This is a genomic window from Pontibacter sp. LHS2, assembly GCF_058932845.1.
The window spans coordinates 489766-510229 of the sequence record NZ_JBZYWG010000003.1 but is presented as its reverse complement, the minus strand read 5'-3'; the positions used below and the strand labels follow the sequence as shown (position 1 = coordinate 510229).

Sequence of the window (20464 nt, the reverse complement as noted above, 5' to 3'; positions counted from 1 at the left end):
TAACCAAGCACGCTTTCATAAGACTTATGGAAGCATTAAGTATGGACACAGTGCCTTGATAAAGGCTTAAGCAGTATGTGCAGCAGCTTGTAACTAGTAGGCTGCATCAAGCCGGCCTGCACACGGTATATCCTTCCATATTGGAGAGGTATGTGGTCACTTATGTAGCGTATAGCTCTGAGGCTGTAGTGGATCTATGAATTCCTCTAGGGCACAAGGCATAACAATTAAATAACTTAATTGATGTTTGACGTTTTAATAAGCTCTCAGCCTTCCGCTATAAGCGCACAGGAAAAGGTTAAACTACTTCTCACACCTGTTAACCAGGAGGCCGCCGGTGTTCCCCTTGTACTGGAAGAAGTACATACCAAAGACATTCACCTCATCATAGTATCAGAAGACCTTTCTTTCTTTGCCCACGAGCACCCGGAAAAGGCAGGCAAGGAATACTCTGTTGACTTCATATTTCCCTTTGGGGGCAAATTCCTGCTTTACTGCGATGTAAAGCCCCTGAATACGGCACCGGCTGTTATCCGAAAATCGGTGGAGGTTGCCGGTGACAGCAGGAACGTGCAGCGCTACCAGCAGGATGTGCTCAGTAAAACGGTTGACAATGTGAGCGTTCAACTGGATGTGCGGGAGCTAAATGCCATACGCGTTACTATGAAACAGGGGGAGGCTGCCATAGCAGCCTCTTCATTAGGTGATTTTCTGGGTGCTAAGGCACATGTGGTCATGATCAATGTGGATACAAAAGAATACCTGCATGTCCATCCCATGGTGCACGAGGATGTGCTGGTGCTGCACTCCGCTTTTACAGCCAGTGGGCTATACCGGGTGTGGATTCAATTCCTGCTGAACGGGCTACTATATACCCTGGACTATGTCGTGCAAGTAGCTGAGCTTCCGAGCCAAGGACATCATGGGCACCATCACTAAAAGCAGCACACCGCAATATTACCAATGGAAGTTAATAAAGAGCGTGTAGATATACCAATTGCTGTCACTCTTCGTGATAAAATGAAGATTGTCCTGCTCCTTGCTTTTCCAGCAGTAGTAGAGAACTTCTTTCAGACATTTATTGGCTTTGTGGATGTCTATTTTGTCTCAAAGATAGGCTTAGCCGAAGTTTCTGCCATAGGGGCCACCAACGCCATACTGGCTATCTATTTTGCCGTCTTTATGGCTATCGGGGTGGCAGCAAACGTAAGGGTGGCAAATGCCCTGGGAGCGAAACAGGTAGAAAGGGCTCGGCATATAGCGCAGCAGGCCATCATACTCTCCATCCTTTTCGGCATTCTGACAGGTATCGTAACATTGTTTTTTGCACGCCCCCTGCTCACGCTCATGGGGCTGGAAGAGCAGGTGCTGGATATTGGAGAGAACTATTTCCGGGTTGTGGGTATTCCTTCCGTGTTCATGTCGCTCATGTTTGCGCTTAGTGCCAATTTACGGGGCTCGGGTAACACACGGGCACCCATGAAAGTCAGCATTCTCATCAACATCTTCCATGCGCTCTTGGGGTATGCTCTTATTTTTGGTTTCTGGATTTTTCCTGAAATGGGAGTGACAGGTGCTGCTTTGGCTACAGTTGCTTCCCGTGTACTTGGGACCTTACTGCTGGTCTACTACATCCAGCGGTCGGAGGTGCTGGCCTTCCGGAAGGACTTCTGGTCGGTAGACTGGGGCCATCAGAAGGAGCTTGCTACATTAGGCAGCCCTGCGGCCGGGGAGGTGCTCATCATGCGGGCAGGGCAGATCGTCTACTTCGGGTTCATCGTTTCGCTGGGAACCAACGTCTTCGCCGCCCATCAGATTGCCGGTAATGTGGAGGTAATCTCCTATATGGCAGGTTATGGCTTTGCCACAGCAGTTACTATACTGGCAGGACAGCAGATAGGTGCAGGAAGAATAGAGGAGGCGATTTCCTTCACAAAAATAGGGGCCTGGATGGCTGTAGGCATCATGGGTGTGCTGGGCTTACTGCTCTTTTTCCTGGGAGAGTGGGCTGGCAGTCTGTTCTCCGAAGACCCGGAGGTAATCTCTAAGATAGGGGACGCCCTGAAGGTTTCGGGTGCGTTTCAGCCTTTCCTGGCAGCCCTTTTAACGCTTACAGGCGCGTACCAAGCCGCTAATAATACGAAGTTCCCCATGTACCTGACGGCGGCTGGTATGTGGGCCATCCGCACCGTTCTGGTCTACTATCTTGGAATCACCCTGGGCTGGGGCCTTATTGGTGTCTGGATCGCCATTGGTATTGACATTGTGACCCGTGCAGGGGTCTTGGCCTATAAGTTTGCTAAGGGTACATGGATGAATCTGGAAAAGGAAGCAGAGGTGGAGTCACAATGTCACCCGCAGTCCATTAAAGAGACCATGTCTGACTGCGTTAACAATTACTAAATATGTACTAAATGACAATGCCACCGGGATATGTTAGCAAGAAGAAACTCAGCTAAATCTGTTGGTCAGCCACCACCAATTATCCAGGTACTAAAAGAGGCTAATCCAACCTATGAAGCTGTTTCATGTAAACAGAGATATAAATTAGCAGCACTAGCTTAGAAGTGGATAAAAGACCTTTAAGCATTGCGTGTCGCAGGTATAGTATAGAACGCTTTAATTACCTTACCAGCTTAAAATGTATAAACTTTTGATACTAGTATTATTGCTCGGGACTGGGCAGTATACTTTCGCACAGCACGAACAGCATAAGCCAACCCAGCAACAGCAGACTGAGATCTACACCTGCCCGATGCACCCCGAAGTGCAAACCTCAAAACCCGGTACATGCCCCAAGTGCGGTATGACGCTGGTAAAGAAAAAGCCACAAGCCCCTGCAAAACAACAGCAGCAACAGGCTCCACAAAAAAAAGCTGTTAAAGCCAAGCCTGCTGCCCCAGCAAAGCAACGTGTACAGCAGAAACAAGCACAGCCTGCTCAGAAACAAGCTCAACCTGCTCATCAACATGCACAGCCGACACAGCAAAAGCCAGTCACACCTGTACAGAACCCGGAGGAAAAAGAGAAGCCCATCCACAAAGCAGGACACAAGCCAGAAAGCCCGGGACAGACCTATACTCCTCGCACCGTTCGGTATGACCTGTATGTACGGGATACCTTGGTCAACTTCACAGGAAAAACCAGAAGAGCCGTGGCTATAAACGGGAGCATTCCGGCACCTGCCTTAACCTTTACCCAGGGTGATACAGCCGAGATCTATGTGCATAATGAGATGGATGTGGAAACTTCTATCCATTGGCACGGCGTGTTTTTGCCCAACCGGTTCGATGGTGTTCCCTGGCTTACCCAGCAGCCGATCAAGCCCCATTCCACTTACCTCTACAAATTCCCGATCATCCAGAGTGGTACTTACTGGTATCACAGCCACAGCGCCTTTCAGGAACAAAGCGGCATGTACGGTGCCCTGATCTTTAACAAGGTGAATGAACCGGATATGCCGGCTATACCGATCGTGCTTAGCGACTGGACCGATATGAACCCCAAAGAGGTATACCGTTCCTTGCGGAGCGCCAACGACTGGTTTGCGATCCGGAAAGGTGCTACCCAAGGCTATGCAGAGGCTATAAAGAAAGGCTACTTTGGCACCAAACTTAAAAATGAGTGGAAGCGGATGACGGCAATGGATGTGAGCGATGTGGCCTATGAGAAGTTTTTAACCAATGGGCAGGATATTGCAGAGCAAACCCATTTCACGGCAGGGGATGTAGTCAAACTCAGAGTAGTGAATGGCGGTGCTTCCACCTACTTCTGGCTGACCTACTCTGGTAGTAAGATTACGGTGGTGGGCAACGATGGCAACGATGTGGAGCCAGTGGAGGTGGATCGCCTGATCATTGCGCCTGCCGAAACCTACGATTTGCTGGTCACCATACCCGAGAGCATGCAGTACGAATTCCTGGCTACTGCCGAAGACCGCTCCAATACCACTTCGCTGTGGCTGGGCAGGGGCATGAAAATGAAGGCACAGCGTCTAGGCAAGCTGAACTACTTTGAAGGCATGAAGATGATGAACGACATGATGAAGATGAACGGGGACATGGAGCCGATGGGCATGGAAATGAGCAACCAGCAGATGGATATGAACCGCGTGATGTACCCGGAATCAGCAGCCCAGGACCACAGCATGCACGGAGAAGGGGCGACAAAACCTGCTGCTGATACAAGCATGCAGATGAAGCAGCAGGTTGACACCACCGCACACCAGGGCCATGATATGAAAGGATACGATATGCAGAACATGAACATGAGTGGCAGCAAGGACGAGATGGTCACCCTGAACTATGGCATGTTGCGCGCTCCTGAAGAAACAACCCTGAAGCCCGGCCCGGAGAAAGTATTGCGCTTTGAGCTTACCGGCAACATGAACCGCTATGTATGGACGATGGACAACAAGACGGTGTCAGAGTCGGACAGGATCCTGATCAAAAAAGGGGAGAATGTGAAGATCATCATGTTCAACAACTCCATGATGCGCCACCCCATGCACCTGCACGGGCACGATTTCCGGGTACTGAACAAACACGGAAAACATGCACCTCTAAAAAATGTACTGGACATACTTCCGATGGAGACAGACACGATTGAGTTTGCAGCTTCGGAGAGTGGTGACTGGTTTTTCCACTGCCACATACTCTACCACATGATTGCCGGCATGGGCCGTGTATTCACCTACCAAAACTCACCACCCAATCCTGAGATTCCGGATCCTGAGCGGGCCCAAAAGATGTTTAACCGCGAAGACAAGATTTTTCTGCCTTCAGCGATGGTAGGGCTGGAGAGCAATGGCAGCGACGGAGAGTTTGTACTTGGTAGCTCCCGGTACCAGATCTCCACTGAATGGAGGATTGGTTTTAAGAAGGAGTATGGTATTGAAAGCGAGACCTACTTTGGCCGTTATTTTGGAAAAATGCAATGGCTCTTTCCCTTCGTCGGCTTTGACTATCACTACAATAGTATAGAGAATGAGCCCGAGGAAAACATGTTCGGGCAGCTAAGCAACCAAGATAACCGGAAGGTGGCCGTGGCCGGGGTGCAGTATACCTTGCCTATGCTGATCGTGTCAGAAGCGAGGATAGACTCCAAGGGTAAGCTGCGGTTCCAGTTGCGGCGCGAAGATGTCCCACTAACAAGCCGCCTGCGCCTGAACCTGATGGGGAACACCGATAAAGAATACATGGCCGGCCTGCGATACATTGTAACCAAGTATATATCCCTATCAACGCATTACGACAGCGACATGAAGTATGGCGCTGGGCTTACATTTATTTATTAGGCTGTGTTAGCACAGGAAACAAATGTGCGTTTCTATTCTGGTTCGACATCTAAGGTATAATTAAAACGCTCTGTGGACCACTGCTCCTGGATCTTAATCATTTCAACAGTACTAACCTTTGTACTATCACAGCCAGGCTTTTTTACCTGAATGCTAGTATCATCAGGTGCATAAAATTTGTAGCTTTAAAGATTCATTCAGAACAAGAATTAAAATCGCTCTATACCTTAAAGCCACCTATACCGCTAAACAGCATGAACAGAAATCTTACAAAAACCCTTTATGCCCTTATACTTTGTGGCGCACTTACTTACTGCAACCAGCCAGCGCAGGAGCAGGAAGCTCCTGCCGAGCAGGAACAGGAGGCAGTACATGCCGAACATACGCCGAAAGTGAGCGAGGGAGCAGTCGTGATACAGGACCAGCCAGCGGCGGACACGCTGAAAGGCAGCCTGAAAGCAGAGGTGCACGGGCAGATCGGGAACGCACACATTATGATCAACTACCATTCTCCTGCTGTGCGCGGACGTACTATCTGGGGTGGTCTGGTAGCGTATGATCAGGTATGGGTGACAGGTGCGCACTCTGCCACCAGCCTGACCACGGATAAAGACATTACCATAGGAGGGAAGACATTACCGGCAGGAAAGTATGCCCTGTTCACCATTCCGGGTAAGGACGAGTGGACGGTGATCATCAACAAAAACTGGGAACAGCACTTGGCCGATGACTATTCCGAAGCAGAGGATGTGCTGCGGATCAAAGTAAAGCCGGAAGCAACAGCACAGCCACAGGAGCGTCTGCGCTACCAGATTGTATCGGAGACTGACGAAGAAGGGGCCATCGTCATCACCTGGGATAAGCTAAAAGTAAGCATTCCGGTTGCTGTATAAACAAAAAAGAAAGTCATCTCAAAAAGCCGCTCTGACGACTGTCAGAGCGGCTTTTTGACTTTTAATAATAACCAAAATACATAAATACCTGTATTTCTATACTACTAAAAGCCGCCCTTTCAGCGAGCATTAGCTTCGAGTACTAAACTAAAAACCAATAAAATGGAAAAAGGAAATTATAAGAAATTCTTCCTCATGCTGGGTGTCTCATTTGTCATCATGTACGGGGTAATGTTTCTGAATGCAGACAAGTTCGACCATGTATACCTGAACCTGAACCGCCTTTATATGGCCTTGCTCATGATAGCTCCCATGGCGCTTGTCATGCTGGGGTTTATGTCCTCTATGTACAAAGATAAAAAGCTGAATGGCATCATAGTAGGGGTAAGCCTGGCCGTAATGGCAGGAACCTTTCTACTGCTCAGAAGTCAATCGCTGGTAGGTGACAAGCAGTTCCTGAAGTCTATGATCCCGCATCATTCCTCTGCCATTCTGGTCAGTCAGGAATCCAATATAAAAGACCCGGAAGTGAAGAAACTAACGGAGCAAATCATCGAGTCGCAGGAAAAGGAAATTGCTGAAATGAAGGCGATCCTGAAGAGAATGGAGTAGGTACTTTGCTCACTTTTTCTGCTGGTTTTGTGAGCCATCTCTTTCATTTTCTTGTCTACGCTATTGGCTAGTTATTCATCGGCCATCCGGACTGCTCCTTGAAAGGGGTGGGCTCACATACTGCATGTGCTGATGCAGAAGGCCTATCAGTTCTATCTTATTCTTATCCTACAAAATAATCAGTATTTTAATTGCCGGCGCAGCAACTGCGCATTGATCGCCACGATTACCGTACTCAGGCTCATCAGGGCGGCGCCCACGGCAGGCGATATCATGATGCCTTGGTTATAAAGTACACCAGCCGCCAGGGGTAGTGCGATGACGTTATAACCTGTGGCCCAGATCAGGTTCTGGATCATTTTGCGGTAAGTGGCTTTGCCAAACAGGATAAGCGAGGCGATGTCCTGCGGGTTGCTGTTGACCAGAATAATGTCGGCTGTTTCGGCGGCTACGTCAGTGCCGGAGCCCACGGCTATACCTACATCGGCCTGGGCCAGCGCAGGGGCGTCGTTCACACCGTCGCCGGTCATGGCCACAAACTCGCCCTGGTTTTGCAGTTCTTTCACTTTCTCCTGTTTCTGGTGCGGCAGCACATTGGCCAGGTAACCATCCATTTGCAGTTTGTCGCTCACGCTTTTGGCTACCCGTTCGTTATCACCGGTGAGCAGCAGGTTCCTGATGCCGTTCGCTTTTAGCACGCGGATGGCCTCTGCCGATTCCTCCCGTATCTGGTCGCGCATGGTGATGTACCCGACAGGCCGCTCGTCTATTAACACATACACCACCGTTTCCACACCTTCTTCGGCCTCGCTGGCCGGTACCTGTATGTTGAATTCCTTCAGGTAGTTGGGGCCCACCACCTTCACATCCCGGCCCTCCACCATACCTTCCAGCCCTTTGCCGGGCAGGTAGTTGAAAGACTGGGAGGGAGGCACGGCTATACCTTCTTCTTTCACTCTTCGGAGGATGCCCTGCGCAATAAAGTGCTCGGAGTTCTGCTCCACACCGGCTGCCAGACGCAGCATTTCCCGCTCGTCCACGGACTTGTCAAAGGTCACGACAGCGGCGATTTCGTGTGAGCCCTGGGTGAGGGTGCCGGTCTTGTCGAAGATGACAGTGGTGATGAGGCGGGAGTTTTCGAAAGCGGTGCGGTTGCGGATAAGCAGGCCGTTATTGGCGGAAACAGCGGTGGAGATCGCCACCACCAGCGGCACGGCCAGTCCCAATGCGTGCGGGCAGGAAATCACCATAACCGTCACCATGCGCTCTAGGGCAAAGGCAAATTCCTGCCCCAGTAGGAGCCAGACGGCAAGCGTGCCAAAGCCGGCGAAAAGGGCAATGTAGGTGAGCCACTTGGCGGCACGGTCGGCCAGGCGCTGCGTATCCGATTTCGTCTTCTGGGCATCCTGCACCAGCTTGATCACCTTGTTCAGGTAACTCTCTTTGCCGGTAAACTCCACCCGCACCCGCAGGGCCCCGTTTCCGTTGATAGAGCCTCCGATCACTTTGTCATCTATCGTCTTTTTAACCGGTTTGCTCTCGCCGGTGAGCATGCTTTCGTTCAGGTGACTCTCACCCTCTTCCACCACGCCATCGGCGGGCACTTTCTCGCCAGGCTTCACCAGAATTAAGTCGCCCTTCTGCAGGTCCTCGATTCGCACGCGCACCGTTTCCCCATCCTTGATCAGCATCGCCTCGGCGGGCATCATGCTTACTAGCAGTTCCAATGCCTTGGAAGCGCCCAGCACCGACTTCATTTCGATCCAGTGCCCGAGCAGCATGATCACAATCAGGGTGGCCAGCTCCCAGAAAAAGTCCATTCCTTCTAGCCCGAACACGATGGCAGTGCTGTAGAGGTAGGCTACGGTGATGGCCACCCCGATCAACGTCATCATACCCGGTGCGCCTTTCTTCACTTCCTCAACCAGACCCGTCAGGAAAGGCCAGCCACCATAAAAGTAGATGATGGAGGAAAGCACAAAAGCAATGTACATGCCGTAGGGCACATCCAGCGTAAAGCCCAGAATGTGCTGCACCATGGGGCTCAGGATGATGACAGGTACAGACAGCGCGAGCGAAAACCAGAAGCGCTTTTTGAAGTCCACGATCATCATGCGGTGATGGTCGTGGCCGTGCTCGCCGTGGCCGCTGTGGTCATGCCCGTCGTGCGGCGGGTGGCCGCCGGTGTCTTCGTGCATGGCGTGCTCGTGGCCGTGCAGCATTTTTTTCCCCAAGTGTTCTTTGGCTGCTTCTACGTGATTTTCAGCTTGTTTTTTGGGCCCATGGTGATGATGGTGATGCTCAGGATTGTTCTTCATAACTATCTGATCTGATGTTTAGTACTCTCGCCTTAATTTGCGGGCCAAATCAGGCGTAACAGCATCAGCATATACGCCATATGCATCCACCAAAACTCCCTTCACTCCTTTATCAGAGGAAACAGCATACACGACAGAATTATCATCCGGATTGCTGGCACCTTCAAACCGGTAAACTTCATCAATCTCAAATTCTTCAGGTTTTAACTCCAGGTGTAGCTGCGGGCATTCCAGACAGGTGGGCTGCAAATTAAAGTCTACTGCGTAGCCGCGCTCCCGTAAGTTGTTCAGCGTCTCGACCATCGTATCATACTTGTACTGTTTCATCTATTTAGCTTTAGTAAATATAATGATTTTGTTTGATTCTTTCTTGAAAATTAGTAAATGGAAAAGGCGCAGCTAGGGTGACTGCGCCTTCGGACTTAATGGTGGTGACCAGTCTCCAGGTATTTGCCTTGTGGGCCGACACCCTCTATATGTACGAGCTGAGCGCCATAATGTCCGGCCATGGCCACACAGTAGGCAGCACTGGTAAGAACAAGGGCAACAACCAGCACGCTCCAACGCTTCCCTTTAAACAAGAACTGATTTAACAATTGGGCTATCAGGCCTATTCCTCCTAGGTAGATGGTCCAGTCAGCGTAGAAGTCATGCTGTTCAAGCACCAGCTTGGCATGCGCTGTAAGGCCAGTTGTATGCGGGTGGTCGATTTCAGTTACATAGTAGGCCGTACTAAAGCTGATCAGAGTGGCTACGGTGGTGATCCAATCGAGCTCCTTGCGCAGAAACAGGATGTTGCACAGCTGGACGGCAGCAGCCACTAAAAGCAGCACGATGGGGAAATGCACGATCAAAGGGTGCTTATTTGGAAAATCATCCGGCCTGGCGTGGGCGGAAGCGGGGTCCTGCACGTGGGCTGCGTGCTCTTCGGGTGCTATCTGCTGCGGCGTGAGGGTATCTGGCACCTGCGAAATAGCCTCTGTCCGGGCGGTGCTGCCATGTTTCTCGCCTCCATGTGCGTAAAGCGGGGCTGTATGCATCAGACACAAAAGCAGGATGAATAGCATTGATAAAAGGGTATTTTTCATGATTTGTAAAAATTTAGCATTTATTGGGGTGTGATTAAACAGGATGTAAACTCTGGAAAGTACCTGTCCATGAGAGCTGGCAACACACCAGCTCGTAATATGCTAGCAAAGCGCTGCTGTCAGCCAGGCATTAGAAGCAAGGCAGCACATTAGGCTACACTTCCAGTACTATGCCGGCCCTCGGGCAGCTTTTTAATTTATAAAGCTGTAATCTCTTTGTCCATGGGTACGCATATGTCAATACAGGTTATCAATGGGTTGACGATCCGCTCCGCCCTGCTTCTTGTATATACTGGGGCTTATGCCGGTTACCTCTTTGAACTGCCCAGACAGGTGTTGCAGGCTTCTATAGCCTAACTTGGCCGCAATGGTACCAAGAGGGAGCTCTCCATAGGTTAGCAGTTCTTTAATGCGTTCCACCTTCTGCAGTATGATGTATCTGTTCAGGGCAATTCCCTCAGATGCTTTAAAGGCCGTACTGATTGTAGCGTAATCCTTCCCAAGCTCCATGGCCAGGTGCGTGGACAGATTTGTAGATAGGGTGGCAAGCCTGTCTGCAGAGATCAGGTCAATAACAATTACCTTGATGCTTTCCACAAGCTTTTCTCGCTTGCTGTGAAGCAGTTCAAACCCTTTGCTAACCAGTGCCGCTTCTATAGCGGTTTCATCCAACCGGTCACTCTGCTCGATTAGGGCCGTGCCAAGCTTTACTTCCAGTACATGCAGGCCGAGGTTTTCAAGTTCCTGGCGCACTACCATGATGCAGCGGGGACACACCATGTTTTTAATGTGTAGCACCTTGAGGTGCCGACTCTCTTCACTCATTTTCACGAATTGAATATGAAGCGAAATCCTTGCTTCACTTGTTGGACAAACTAATTTAACACGACGCTGAAAGCCTTTCTGCATACCAGGAATTTGGTATAGGGCAGGGGACAGAAGGTCGTCTGCATCGGTGCTTGAAAGCATAGGCTTTCAAGCACCGATGCAGAACAAGTACAGTTTGTGCATCAAATAATAAGAGAGTGCAGGAATACCCTGATATCGGGTATTTTAGGTACAGGGGCATCGGGGGGAGTATACGTTACATCTGTAATATGGCTCTTGTACAGGAAACCCAGCACTGCCTGATAGAAGGTGTCCATGAAGGCAATAGGTGCTTTTACAAGCTGGGAAAGCTCCACGGATGGGGAGGCTTTGAGAAAAGGAGCGTACTCTTGTTCTACGCAACAGCCAGTGTCTTCCGTTGACGAAGCAGGATGCTCACCGCTTTGGTGTGCACTCCTGTCACCGTGATGCGCGGATGTAGGGGTTCCATGTCCAGGAGAGTGACTGTGTTCTCCATGCCCCGTGCTATGGTGGTGTGCTGTAGAAGCGACAGGTTGAAGCCGCTGTACCAGGTGCGGCAGGTTGCAAGCCAGCTGAACAAGGTACAAGTGTACGAAGACCGTTAGGAGAAACAGTCCCGTAAAACTTATATTCTTGTTATGCCTGGTTCTTTTCATGAAGCAAAGCTGCAATCGGACAGGGTACTGCCCGATGCGCATGATAAATATAAAGAAAAAGTATTACCTAAACCTACTCTTAGGCAGGGCACGACTGGCTACTTGCTGCATCGCCTCCGTTCGGACTCACTCGCCAAATACTTCGTACCGACCTTGGCAGGCGCACAGGTATAATAAGTTAAGTCATGCGTGAGCCACAGTTTGACCCACGCATGAATGGTTTTAGTTGAACACTTCCTCGATGCTACCGCATTCTAGCATGCTCTCGCCAAAGTATGGGTTACGGATTTCCCCATCAGCGCTCAGCCAGTAGGCGCCTTGGTTGTTGTTGGCCATGGGGCAGTGCTGGTAGAATAAAGTAGCGGTGGAAGCACCAAAGGCTTTGGTCAGGGCAAAACTAGCTTCAGAAAGCAACTCTAACTGGCCACGCTGCACCGCCAGATCAGCTGCCTCTGCCATTTTGGAAGCGCTTTGTTTGACCTCTGCTATTCTTTCTTCCACAAAGGCTTTTTGTTCTCCTGCCAGTCCTGCCGCATCTACTTTTTCAGCTGCAGCCAGCAGCGTTTTGGCTTCATCCTGCGCTTGCTGAGCATCAGAAGCAACCAGGTTGTCTTTCAGCTTCAGGAAGCTGTCCAACACTGCAGCAATTTGCTCTTTTACAGGTGCTGCTACAGCTGTGTAGTCCGGAGCCTCTACTACTAGTGAGTTACTGGCAGGCATTTCATCACCATGTGCCATGCCTTCATGGTGTTCGTGGCTTTCTGTTTCGGTTGCAGAGGTTTCTTGTTTAGCCTCTGAACAGGAGGTAAACAGAAATGCTGCCAGGGCGGCGGCGATTAGGGGTTGTTTCATCGTTGGTTTGGTTAATTGTTTATGTAAGGATTTAATTTAAATTCAACTGGACTTAAAGAAAGCAGTGAGACAAACAGTGAGCAGAACGTTACAACCTGTTCCGGTATTCTCCTTTTACTTCCATGTTACTGCATGTACTTCCGGTAATTTTCTTCAGAGGCAAAGTAGAGCACATCGCCGTTGGCACCGCCGGGTTTCAGGGCGATGAAGGCCAGCGACTTGTCCACCTCCTCCCCGGTTACCGGATCAACGGCATGGCGTACTTTCCGCTGCTGCTGGATGGTGTTTACGCACATTTCGCAACAGCCGTAGTACATTTTGTTTTCGAATGGTACAGGGAACTGCTTTTTACCCATATAGGCGTTGTTGACCATACAAACCAGGTCTTTAGGCAGGCCCTCCCTGGTCATCAGGTCTTCCGCGGAAGGATCAGCCTGTGTTTGGGGAGTGGCAATCGCCATGTGGTTTGCGTGGGGGACGGGTGCCGCTGCAGTTGTTTGGGCCGCGGCGGCAGCCTGGGTCTCGGCGGTCTTTTCTGAAGTGCACGATGCCAGTAGGATTGCTGACAAGGCTGCGGTATACAGCAGGTTCTTTTTCATGGACAAGGAAATAAATTAAGTTGTAAACTGTTCAAATAACACCAGCCCGAGGGCCAGCAGTAGAGCCAGGTAGAGCAGCCGCTTCGGCCAGCTGTTCTTTTTTTCAGGCGCTTGCTCATCGCCGGTTCTGCAACATTCCTTCATCGTATACTTAGTGCTGATGGCCGGCCATCGGGTCAGCCCCTTGCTTCAAAACAAACTCGCTGTACAGAAGGTAGGCCCCGCTCACCACGACCCTGTCGTTTTCCTTTAAGCCGGAAAGAATGGCCACGCTGTCGGCGCTCGCTGCTCCCAGTTTTACCATTTGAGCTTTGAAGGTATCCTTGCCCGACTGCACCCACACATGGCTGCCTTTGCTGTCCCGGAGCACCGCATCGGTTGGCAGGGTAAGGGACTTGCCGTTCGGGTTGCGCAGGATAACGCTTGCCTGCATGCCCGGCAGGTATTGCTGGTTGGGGTTAGGGAGTTCGGCGCGAAGGGTGGCCACCTGGCTACCTGCCTTGAACTCCGGACTGATGAAGGTCACTGTTGCGGAGACGGGCGTTTGACTGAAGCCTTCGACCGCGACTTTCAATGCATCGCCTTCATTTACACGGGCAAGCTCCTGGGGATACACTTCGGCTTCTACCCAGATTTTGTCGAGCCTGCCCAGGCGGTACAGAATCCCTCCCTCAGCCACGTACTGGCCTTCGGCTGCTGCGACTTCGGTCACCACACCGCTAACGGGGGCGACAAACGTGATACGCGGGCTCACCTGCCCGGAACTAGCCAGACGTTGAATTTGCGCCTCTGTCAGTCCGTATAGCAGGAGCTTCTTTTTGGCAGCTTCCAGAAAGGAAGTGAAACGCGGGTTTTCTTGCCCCAGCTCCTGGTTTTGCCGGAGCGCCAGCAGGTATTCGCGTTGCAGCGTCAGCAGCTCTTCCGAGTACAGCTCGTAAAGCGGCTGTCCTTTTTTTATAGGCTGGCCGCTTTCTTTCAGGTATAGCTTCTCGATGCGGCCGGCGGCGCGGCTGCTCACCACATCGGTCTGCGTTTCGTCGAGCACCAGTTTGCCGGTAAGGATCGCGTTGCTCCCCACGGAGCCAAACTTGATGCGTTTGGTTTTGATGTTGCCCAGGGCAATCTGGCTTTGGCTCAGCATCAGTTCCCCGTTTTCCTTACCCGTCTGTGACACCGGCACCAGGTCCATGAAGCAGATAGGGCAGGTACCGGGCTCGTTCTGAACGATCTGCGGGTGCATCGGGCAGGTATAGGTTGCTGATTCGCCATCAGCATGCGTTTTTTCCTCCACCGAACAGGCAGCTACAAGTATAGCTGTCAGCAGGAAGAGTATGTTCAAATATCGTCTCATGGGTCTCTTTAATTATTAACCTTGATAAAGCTTTCACTGTCGACCAGGAACTGGGCGTTGGTGGCGATCACATCGGTTTGCTCCAAGCCAGCCGTGATCTGGATCTCATGGCCTGCGCGAGCGCCGGTGGTCACTGTAACCGGTTCGAAGACACCGTTCATTTTCCGGAAGGCCACCGTTTTGGTGCCGATGTCCAGCACCGCCGCCTGAGGTACCCAGAGAGCAGGGGCCGTGTCGACACGGGCTGTTGCGGTCACCAGTTGCCCTGCCATTGCCAGTTTTGCATTACCGGGCAGGTATACCCGCACTTTGGCAAAGCTTTCCCCCTCGTCGAAGAACGGCTGAAAGAAATCCACCTTGCCATCAAGCTGCTCACCTGGGATTTGTGGGAAAGAGATCTTCACCGGCGTACCTTTTGACAGGGCTTGTAGCTCGCCGGCAGGCACATTAAACTCGGCCCACAGTTGCTCGGCATTCACCACCTGCACCAGCGGCTGCCCTACGCTCACATACATACCTTCGCGCAACTGGATAGCCTGTCCGGCTGGATTAGTTGAAGCCCCGGAAGGAGGTGTTGGGGTTGCAGCGCCGCCTCCGCCCATGGCGTCCATGCCGCCACCGGAGCCGGCTGCAGGAGTAGCTGCGGCCATACCGGTAGAAGCGGCCGGAGAAGCGGTATTGAGATCAATTACGTAACCGTCATAGGGGCTGTAGAGCGTGAAGGTATAGCTCTCTTCGCCGTTGCGGATAAGGCGGTTTATCTGCTCGTCGGTGGCCCCGAGGTACTGCAGTTTTTGCCGGGCGGATGAAATCAACTGCTGATCTTCAGGTGAAGCCTTCACCAGGTAGAGCAGTTCGCGCTGCGCCGTGATCAGGTCCGGGCTGTACACCTCCATCAGCTTCTGCCCCTTGCGGATCGGCTGGAAATTGTATTTGACAAACAGCTTTTCGATGCGGCCGGCCACGCGGGCAGGGACTGTGTAAACGCGCCGCGGATCATAGGTGATGATGCCGTCCAGCTGCACGGTGGTCTGTGTCGCCTTTTGCGCGGGCTTTGTCGTGGTGATACTGGCTACCACCGTGCCAGTCGTCGGTTTCAGCAGAAACGCCAGGTCTTCGGTAATTTCAACGCCTTCGCCATGTACGGTTTTGGGGACTAAATCCATACCGCAGACAGGGCAGGTGCCGGGCTTGTTCTGCACAATCTGCGGGTGCATCGGGCAGGTATACTCCGTTTCGCCCTGTGCATGTGTTTTTTCCTCCACCGAGCAGGCAGCTACCAGCAGCGCTGTCAACAGGAAGAGTATGTTCAAATATCGTCTCATGTTTGATTTTGAGTGAGTGATCGAGTGGCTGTGTGTCAAGGTTTGAATCAAATCCTTTGCCCAGTCACTCGACCGCAATTTATTTCTCTATTTCTTTTTCATAGCTTACCGACATCTGGTAGAGCGACTGCAGCAGCTTGAGAGACTCCATCTGCGCCATGTTGAGGGCTTCCCAGGCATCGATCACCAAGGGCAGCTCCTCACTGTTCTGCTCATAGGCCAGCAGGGTCACATCGTAGTTCTTCTTCAGCGCCGGGAGGATCCTGCTGTTGTAATTTTCAACCTGCTCCCGCATCGTATTCAGCTCCAGGGCCATGGTTCGCGCCATCCCTTGCGCCTCGTTGAGCATGGCTTCCCGCTCACGCTGCATGGCCTGTATTTCCAGGTTCATGGCCTTGGTGTTGGCCTTGTACATCTTCGACGACCAGGGGGCGATCGGGATCGAGACCATGCCCATGGCCGTGTACTGCTGCGGCATCATGTTGTCGCGCGGGTACATGTGGTCGAAGCGCAGGCTGAAATCCGGCAGGCGTTCTTTCTTTTCCATCTCCACGTTCAGTTGCATCGACTGGATGGTTCGGTCGAGCTGGCGGATGTCGCTGCGGGCGCCGCTCAGGTAGCTCGTATCAATGGCGGGGACAGCCGGTGCAGGTACGGCTACGGTGGTATCGATTTTATACTTCTGGTCTTTGGGCAAGTTCATCAGGATGTTGAGCTGCACGTTCTGCTGCTCGATCTGCGAAGCCGTCATTACCTGCATGTTCTTTACCTCGTGCAGCCTGGCTTCGGCTTTGTAAACACCACCCAGCTTGCCCTGGCTGTAGGGGTAGCGGATACGGGCCAGCTTCAGCATGTATTCCATGATCCGCTCGTTGTCTTTGAGAACATCCAGCTGTTTTTCCAGCACCACCCAGTTGTAGTAAGCCGTTTTGGCCTGCGCCCGGAGCTCGTTGAAGGTCACATCCTTCGCCGCCTGCTCGACGCCTGCTCTTGACTTCATGTATTTCTCCTTGGCGCGAAGCTTTACCGGGTTGGGTATGTCCTGCTCTGCCGATATCATCCAGGCGCCTTTATCACGCTCATCCATGATCTCGGCCCCTGGGTAGGGGGCCATGAACACACCACCGCCTACCATGGGCGCCATCCAGCTCTTTGCGCCTTCAGCGTAGGCATCCATCGCTTTTGCCTTATAGTTGTACTGTTGCAGCATCGGATTATTGTTGCTGATGCGCTGCAGTACGCTGTCTAAGTTGATGGTGTGTTGCTGCTGGGCCAGCACCGGGGTGCCAGCCAGCAACACAAACACAAACAACCAATTTATTTTATTAATGCTTAACATCGTATATCTCTAATTTGCCGTGTTTCTTTAACTCATACTCTTTCGTCATTTCAAACACCACCGGGGTTACCAGCAGGATGTGGATAGAAGAGGTAAGAACCCCTCCGATCAGCGGCAGCACGATCGGGAGCATGACGTCAGTGCCCACACCAGTTGCCCAAAGTACCGGTATCAGGCCAAACAGTGATACCGACACGGTCATGATCTTGGGACGAAGGCGCTTTACCGCTCCTTTGAACACGTAGTCCCGGATGTCCTGCTTGGTAATCGTCTCGCTGCTGTTGCCTTTCAGTGCCACCAGCTCATGCATCGCCTCGTTCAGGTACACCACCATCAGCATACCCGTTTCAATGGCCATACCAAACAAGGCGATAAAGCCTACTGCCACTGCTACCGATAAGTTCACACCGTAGAAGTAGACAATGAATACCCCGCCGATCAGGGCAAACGGGATGGTGATCAGGCTGAAAAAGGCTTCTTTCAAGGAGTTGAAAGAGAAGTATAAAATAAAGAAGATGATAAGAACCACCAGCGGAAGTATGATTTGCAGGGTCTGGTTGGCGCGCACCTGGTTTTCCCACTGCCCGCTCCACTCCAGGTAATAGCCGTTGGGCAGACCGGTCACTTCTGTATTTAACTTCTCAATGGCTTCCTTCACAGTGCTGCCCAGGTCGCGGTCGCGCACGTTGAAGAGCACGGCCCCGCGCAGCTGCGCATTCTCGGAATTGATCATAGGAGGCCCTTCGGTGAAACGCACCGTGGCAACCGAAGAAAGCGGAATGGAACCTGCCGAAGCCGTCTGGATGGGGATGCGCTCAATCCGCTCCACGCTGTTGCGGTACTCCTGTGCCAGGCGCACGTTAATGGAGAAGCGCTTGCGCCCTTCAATGGTATTATCTATTGGTGCGCCACCCAAGGCAGACTCCACGATCATGTTCACATCGTCTACGGTCAGGCCATAGCGGCTGAGGGCTTCCCGATTGATGTCTATTTCCAGGTATTTGCCGCCTGTGATCGGCTCTACGAACAGGTCACTTACGCCTTCGACATCACGCAAGGCAGCCCGCACTTTTTCCGAAACCGAAGCGATGGAGTCCAGGTTCTGGCCATACACTTTCACGCCCACGTCGGTACGGATGCCGGTAGCCAGCATGTTGATGCGGTTAATAATGGGCATGGTCCACCCATTCACCACACCCGGGATCTGTAGCTTGCTGTCGAGTTCCCGTATGATATCCTGTTTGGTGATGCCTTCGCGCCATTCCGACCGTGGTTTGAGCATAATGATCGTTTCAATCATGCTGATCGGGGAGTTGTCGGTGGCCGTACTGGCGCGGCCCGCTTTGCCCAACACACTCTCCACTTCAGGCACCGATTTGATGATCTTGTCCTGCACCTGCAGGATGCGCTTGGCCTCAGCGTTGGAAATGTCAGGCAGTGTTACCGGCATGAACAGGATAGAGCCTTCGTCCAGCGGCGGCATAAACTCGGTGCCCAGGCTCATGAGCATGGGGATGGAAACCAACAAGGCCAGGATGTTGACCCCGATGGTGGTTTTACGCCACTTCAGGCACCACTTCAGCACCGGTCCGTACACCCATTCCAACGCCCTGTTGATCGGGTTGGCGCTTTCTTCTTTAAACTTCCCTTTCAGGAAAAAGGAGATGAGCACTGGTGTCAGCGTGATGGCTATGATGGCGTCCACGATGAGGATAAATGTTTTTGTCCAGGCCAGCGGGCCGAACAGCTTGCCTTCCTGGCCGGTGAGCAGGAATACCGGCAGGAAAGAGGTGATGACGATTACGGTACTCCAGAACACGCTGGGCCCCACCTGCTTGGCAGCCTTCTCGATGATCCGGATTCTATCTTCTTTTGATAATTTCATGTTGAGTTTCTTCTTGAAAGACTACAGTTAATCCTCCCATGGTTTGCCCTTGCTCGCGTCAGCCAGATGGCGGTAGGAGTTTTCTACCATCACAATCGCATCGTCCACGATCACACCGATGGAAAGGGCAATGCCGGTAAGCGACATGATATTGGAAGAGATACCGAAGGCGTTGAGCAGTATAAAGCCAATGGCGACTGACAGGGGCAGCTGAATCATGATGACCAGTGCACTGCGCCAGTGGAAGAGGAACAGAAACACAATCACGGAGGCTACCAGCATCTCTTCGATCAGGGTCTTTTTGATAGAGTCCACCGATTCGTTGATCAGGCCGCTGCGGTCGTAAACGATGTTGAACTTCACGCCCTCGGGGAGGCCTTTGGCGACCTCTTCCATCTTCACTTTCACGAGGTCGATCACTTCTTCGGCATTTTCGCCGTAGCGCATCACCACAATGCCGCCCACCGCTTCGCCCTCGCCGTTCACGTCGAAAATGCCCAGGCGGCTTTCCCCCGTCATCTGCACCGAGGCCACATCACGCACCCGCACCGGTATAGAGTTGTTGGTGGCGATGGCAAGGTTCTGGATCTCTTCTGTAGATTGTAAATAGCCTGTGGTTTTGATGATATAGCCGATGTCGGATAGTTCGAACTTACGGCCACCGGCTTCGTTATTATTGGCGCGGATGGCCTGGATAACCTGCGGCACCGAGAGTTTATAGTAGGTAAGTTTATTAGGATCCAGCGTGATCTGGTATTGCCTCTGGAAACCACCAAAGGAGGCCACCTCGCTGACGCCTTTCACATTCTGCAGCGCAAACTTCACATACCAATCCTGTACGGCGCGTTGCTCCCCCAGGTCCATGCCCGGGGCGTCCAGGGTGTACCACAGGATATGGCCCACGCCGGTACCGTCCGGGCCCAGAGTAGGGGTGACGTCTTCCGGCAGCATGTTGCCAACAGAGTTAAGGCGTTCCAGCACGCGGGTCCTTGCCCAGTACACATCTGTTTCGTCTTCAAAGATGACGTAAATAAAGCTCATGCCGAACATGGAGCTGCCCCGTACATACTTTACCTGGGGCAAACCCTGCAGGTTGGTAACAAGCGGGTAGGTGATCTGGTCTTCGATGATCTGTGGGCTACGGCCCATCCATTCGGTAAAAACGATCACCTGGTTTTCAGACAAATCGGGGATGGCATCCACCTTGTTTGTCTGCACGGAATACAAGCCCCATCCGAATAGTACCGCTGAAATGAGCAGGACGATATAGCGGTTACGGAGCGAAAGAGATATTAATTTCGCAATCATGTAAGTAGAAAATAAACCTTAACAGGAATTTGAGCAGCCACCGGGTTGTGGCAAGTAGGAGGTGAGGCCAAAGCACATAGGAAGACCAGTCCG

Annotated in this window: 16 protein-coding genes and 1 pseudogene; 6 read left to right on the top strand and 11 right to left on the bottom strand. The window is 51.9% G+C overall.

Annotation, left to right across the window (positions count from 1 at the left end; genetic code table 11):
- The first annotated feature begins 243 nt into the window (after window positions 1-243).
- The 5 genes from AC5FX6_RS15460 to AC5FX6_RS15440 all read left to right on the top strand — a co-directional run bounded on the left by AC5FX6_RS15460 (window position 244) and on the right by AC5FX6_RS15440 (window position 6801).
- The gene (locus AC5FX6_RS15460) at window positions 244-939 is read left to right on the top strand and encodes a DUF8832 domain-containing protein (protein ID WP_137761703.1); all 696 of its coding nucleotides are present in this window, start codon (window positions 244-246) and stop codon (window positions 937-939) included.
- A gap of 24 nt (window positions 940-963) precedes the next feature.
- Complete coding sequence (locus tag AC5FX6_RS15455) at window positions 964-2403, top strand: MATE family efflux transporter (protein ID WP_188501695.1); 1440 nt, start codon at window positions 964-966, stop codon at window positions 2401-2403.
- A gap of 250 nt (window positions 2404-2653) precedes the next feature.
- Window positions 2654-5296 carry a multicopper oxidase domain-containing protein gene (locus AC5FX6_RS15450; protein WP_230391908.1) on the top strand — a complete coding sequence of 881 codons (2643 nt, stop codon included), beginning with the start codon at window positions 2654-2656 and terminating at the stop codon, window positions 5294-5296.
- Window positions 5297-5550: 254 nt separating this feature from the next.
- Window positions 5551-6189: a DUF2911 domain-containing protein gene (locus AC5FX6_RS15445; protein ID WP_188501696.1), complete on the top strand. Its 639-nt coding sequence runs from the start codon at window positions 5551-5553 to the stop codon at window positions 6187-6189.
- A 162-nt stretch (window positions 6190-6351) separates the two neighbouring features.
- Window positions 6352-6801 (top strand): DUF305 domain-containing protein, encoded by a 450-nt coding sequence (locus AC5FX6_RS15440; RefSeq protein WP_188501697.1) that lies wholly within the window; start codon window positions 6352-6354, stop codon window positions 6799-6801.
- A gap of 179 nt (window positions 6802-6980) precedes the next feature.
- On the opposite strand, the gene AC5FX6_RS15435 is transcribed toward AC5FX6_RS15440, so the two are convergent.
- The 5 genes from AC5FX6_RS15435 to AC5FX6_RS15415 form a co-directional block, all read right to left on the bottom strand.
- Window positions 6981-9119, bottom strand: coding sequence for a copper-translocating P-type ATPase (locus tag AC5FX6_RS15435; protein WP_196114266.1), 2139 nt, complete (start codon window positions 9117-9119; stop codon window positions 6981-6983).
- Window positions 9120-9137: 18 nt separating this feature from the next.
- Window positions 9138-9446, bottom strand: a complete 309-nt coding sequence (locus AC5FX6_RS15430) for a phosphoribosylpyrophosphate synthetase (RefSeq protein ID WP_168194102.1) — start codon at window positions 9444-9446, stop codon at window positions 9138-9140.
- Window positions 9447-9541: 95 nt separating this feature from the next.
- Window positions 9542-10207, bottom strand: coding sequence for a DUF2231 domain-containing protein (locus tag AC5FX6_RS15425; RefSeq protein WP_137761623.1), 666 nt, complete (start codon window positions 10205-10207; stop codon window positions 9542-9544).
- Window positions 10208-10444: 237 nt separating this feature from the next.
- Window positions 10445-11116 carry a helix-turn-helix domain-containing protein gene (locus AC5FX6_RS15420; RefSeq protein ID WP_493597891.1) on the bottom strand — a complete coding sequence of 224 codons (672 nt, stop codon included), beginning with the start codon at window positions 11114-11116 and terminating at the stop codon, window positions 10445-10447.
- 313 nt (window positions 11117-11429) lie between these two features.
- Complete coding sequence (locus AC5FX6_RS15415) at window positions 11430-11636, bottom strand: hypothetical protein (protein ID WP_196114267.1); 207 nt, start codon at window positions 11634-11636, stop codon at window positions 11430-11432.
- 58 nt (window positions 11637-11694) lie between these two features.
- Here AC5FX6_RS15415 and AC5FX6_RS15410 point away from each other — a divergent pair, with 58 nt between their 5' ends.
- Window positions 11695-11886, top strand: coding sequence for a hypothetical protein (locus tag AC5FX6_RS15410; protein WP_196114268.1), 192 nt, complete (start codon window positions 11695-11697; stop codon window positions 11884-11886).
- Window positions 11887-11934: 48 nt separating this feature from the next.
- Here AC5FX6_RS15410 and AC5FX6_RS15405 read toward each other — a convergent pair whose 3' ends face one another.
- From AC5FX6_RS15405 to AC5FX6_RS15380, 6 genes and pseudogenes are all read right to left on the bottom strand, one after another.
- A complete protein-coding gene (locus tag AC5FX6_RS15405; protein ID WP_188501701.1) occupies window positions 11935-12564 on the bottom strand; it encodes a DUF3347 domain-containing protein in 630 nt (209 codons plus the stop codon).
- Window positions 12565-12689: 125 nt separating this feature from the next.
- On the bottom strand, window positions 12690-13163 hold the full coding sequence (locus AC5FX6_RS15400) for a hypothetical protein (RefSeq protein WP_196114269.1): 474 nt from the start codon (window positions 13161-13163) through the stop codon (window positions 12690-12692).
- 151 nt (window positions 13164-13314) lie between these two features.
- The gene (locus AC5FX6_RS15395; RefSeq protein WP_196114270.1) at window positions 13315-14514 is read right to left on the bottom strand and encodes an efflux RND transporter periplasmic adaptor subunit; all 1200 of its coding nucleotides are present in this window, start codon (window positions 14512-14514) and stop codon (window positions 13315-13317) included.
- Between the two features lie 8 nt (window positions 14515-14522).
- On the bottom strand, window positions 14523-15839 hold the full coding sequence (locus AC5FX6_RS15390) for a heavy metal-binding domain-containing protein (RefSeq protein ID WP_196114271.1): 1317 nt from the start codon (window positions 15837-15839) through the stop codon (window positions 14523-14525).
- 79 nt (window positions 15840-15918) lie between these two features.
- Window positions 15919-17178, bottom strand: coding sequence for a TolC family protein (locus AC5FX6_RS15385; protein ID WP_196114272.1), 1260 nt, complete (start codon window positions 17176-17178; stop codon window positions 15919-15921).
- A pseudogene (locus AC5FX6_RS15380) lies at window positions 17165-20371 on the bottom strand (efflux RND transporter permease subunit). The gene AC5FX6_RS15385 and the pseudogene AC5FX6_RS15380 overlap by 14 nt, the downstream one beginning before the upstream one ends.
- Window positions 20372-20464 lie beyond the last annotated feature (93 nt).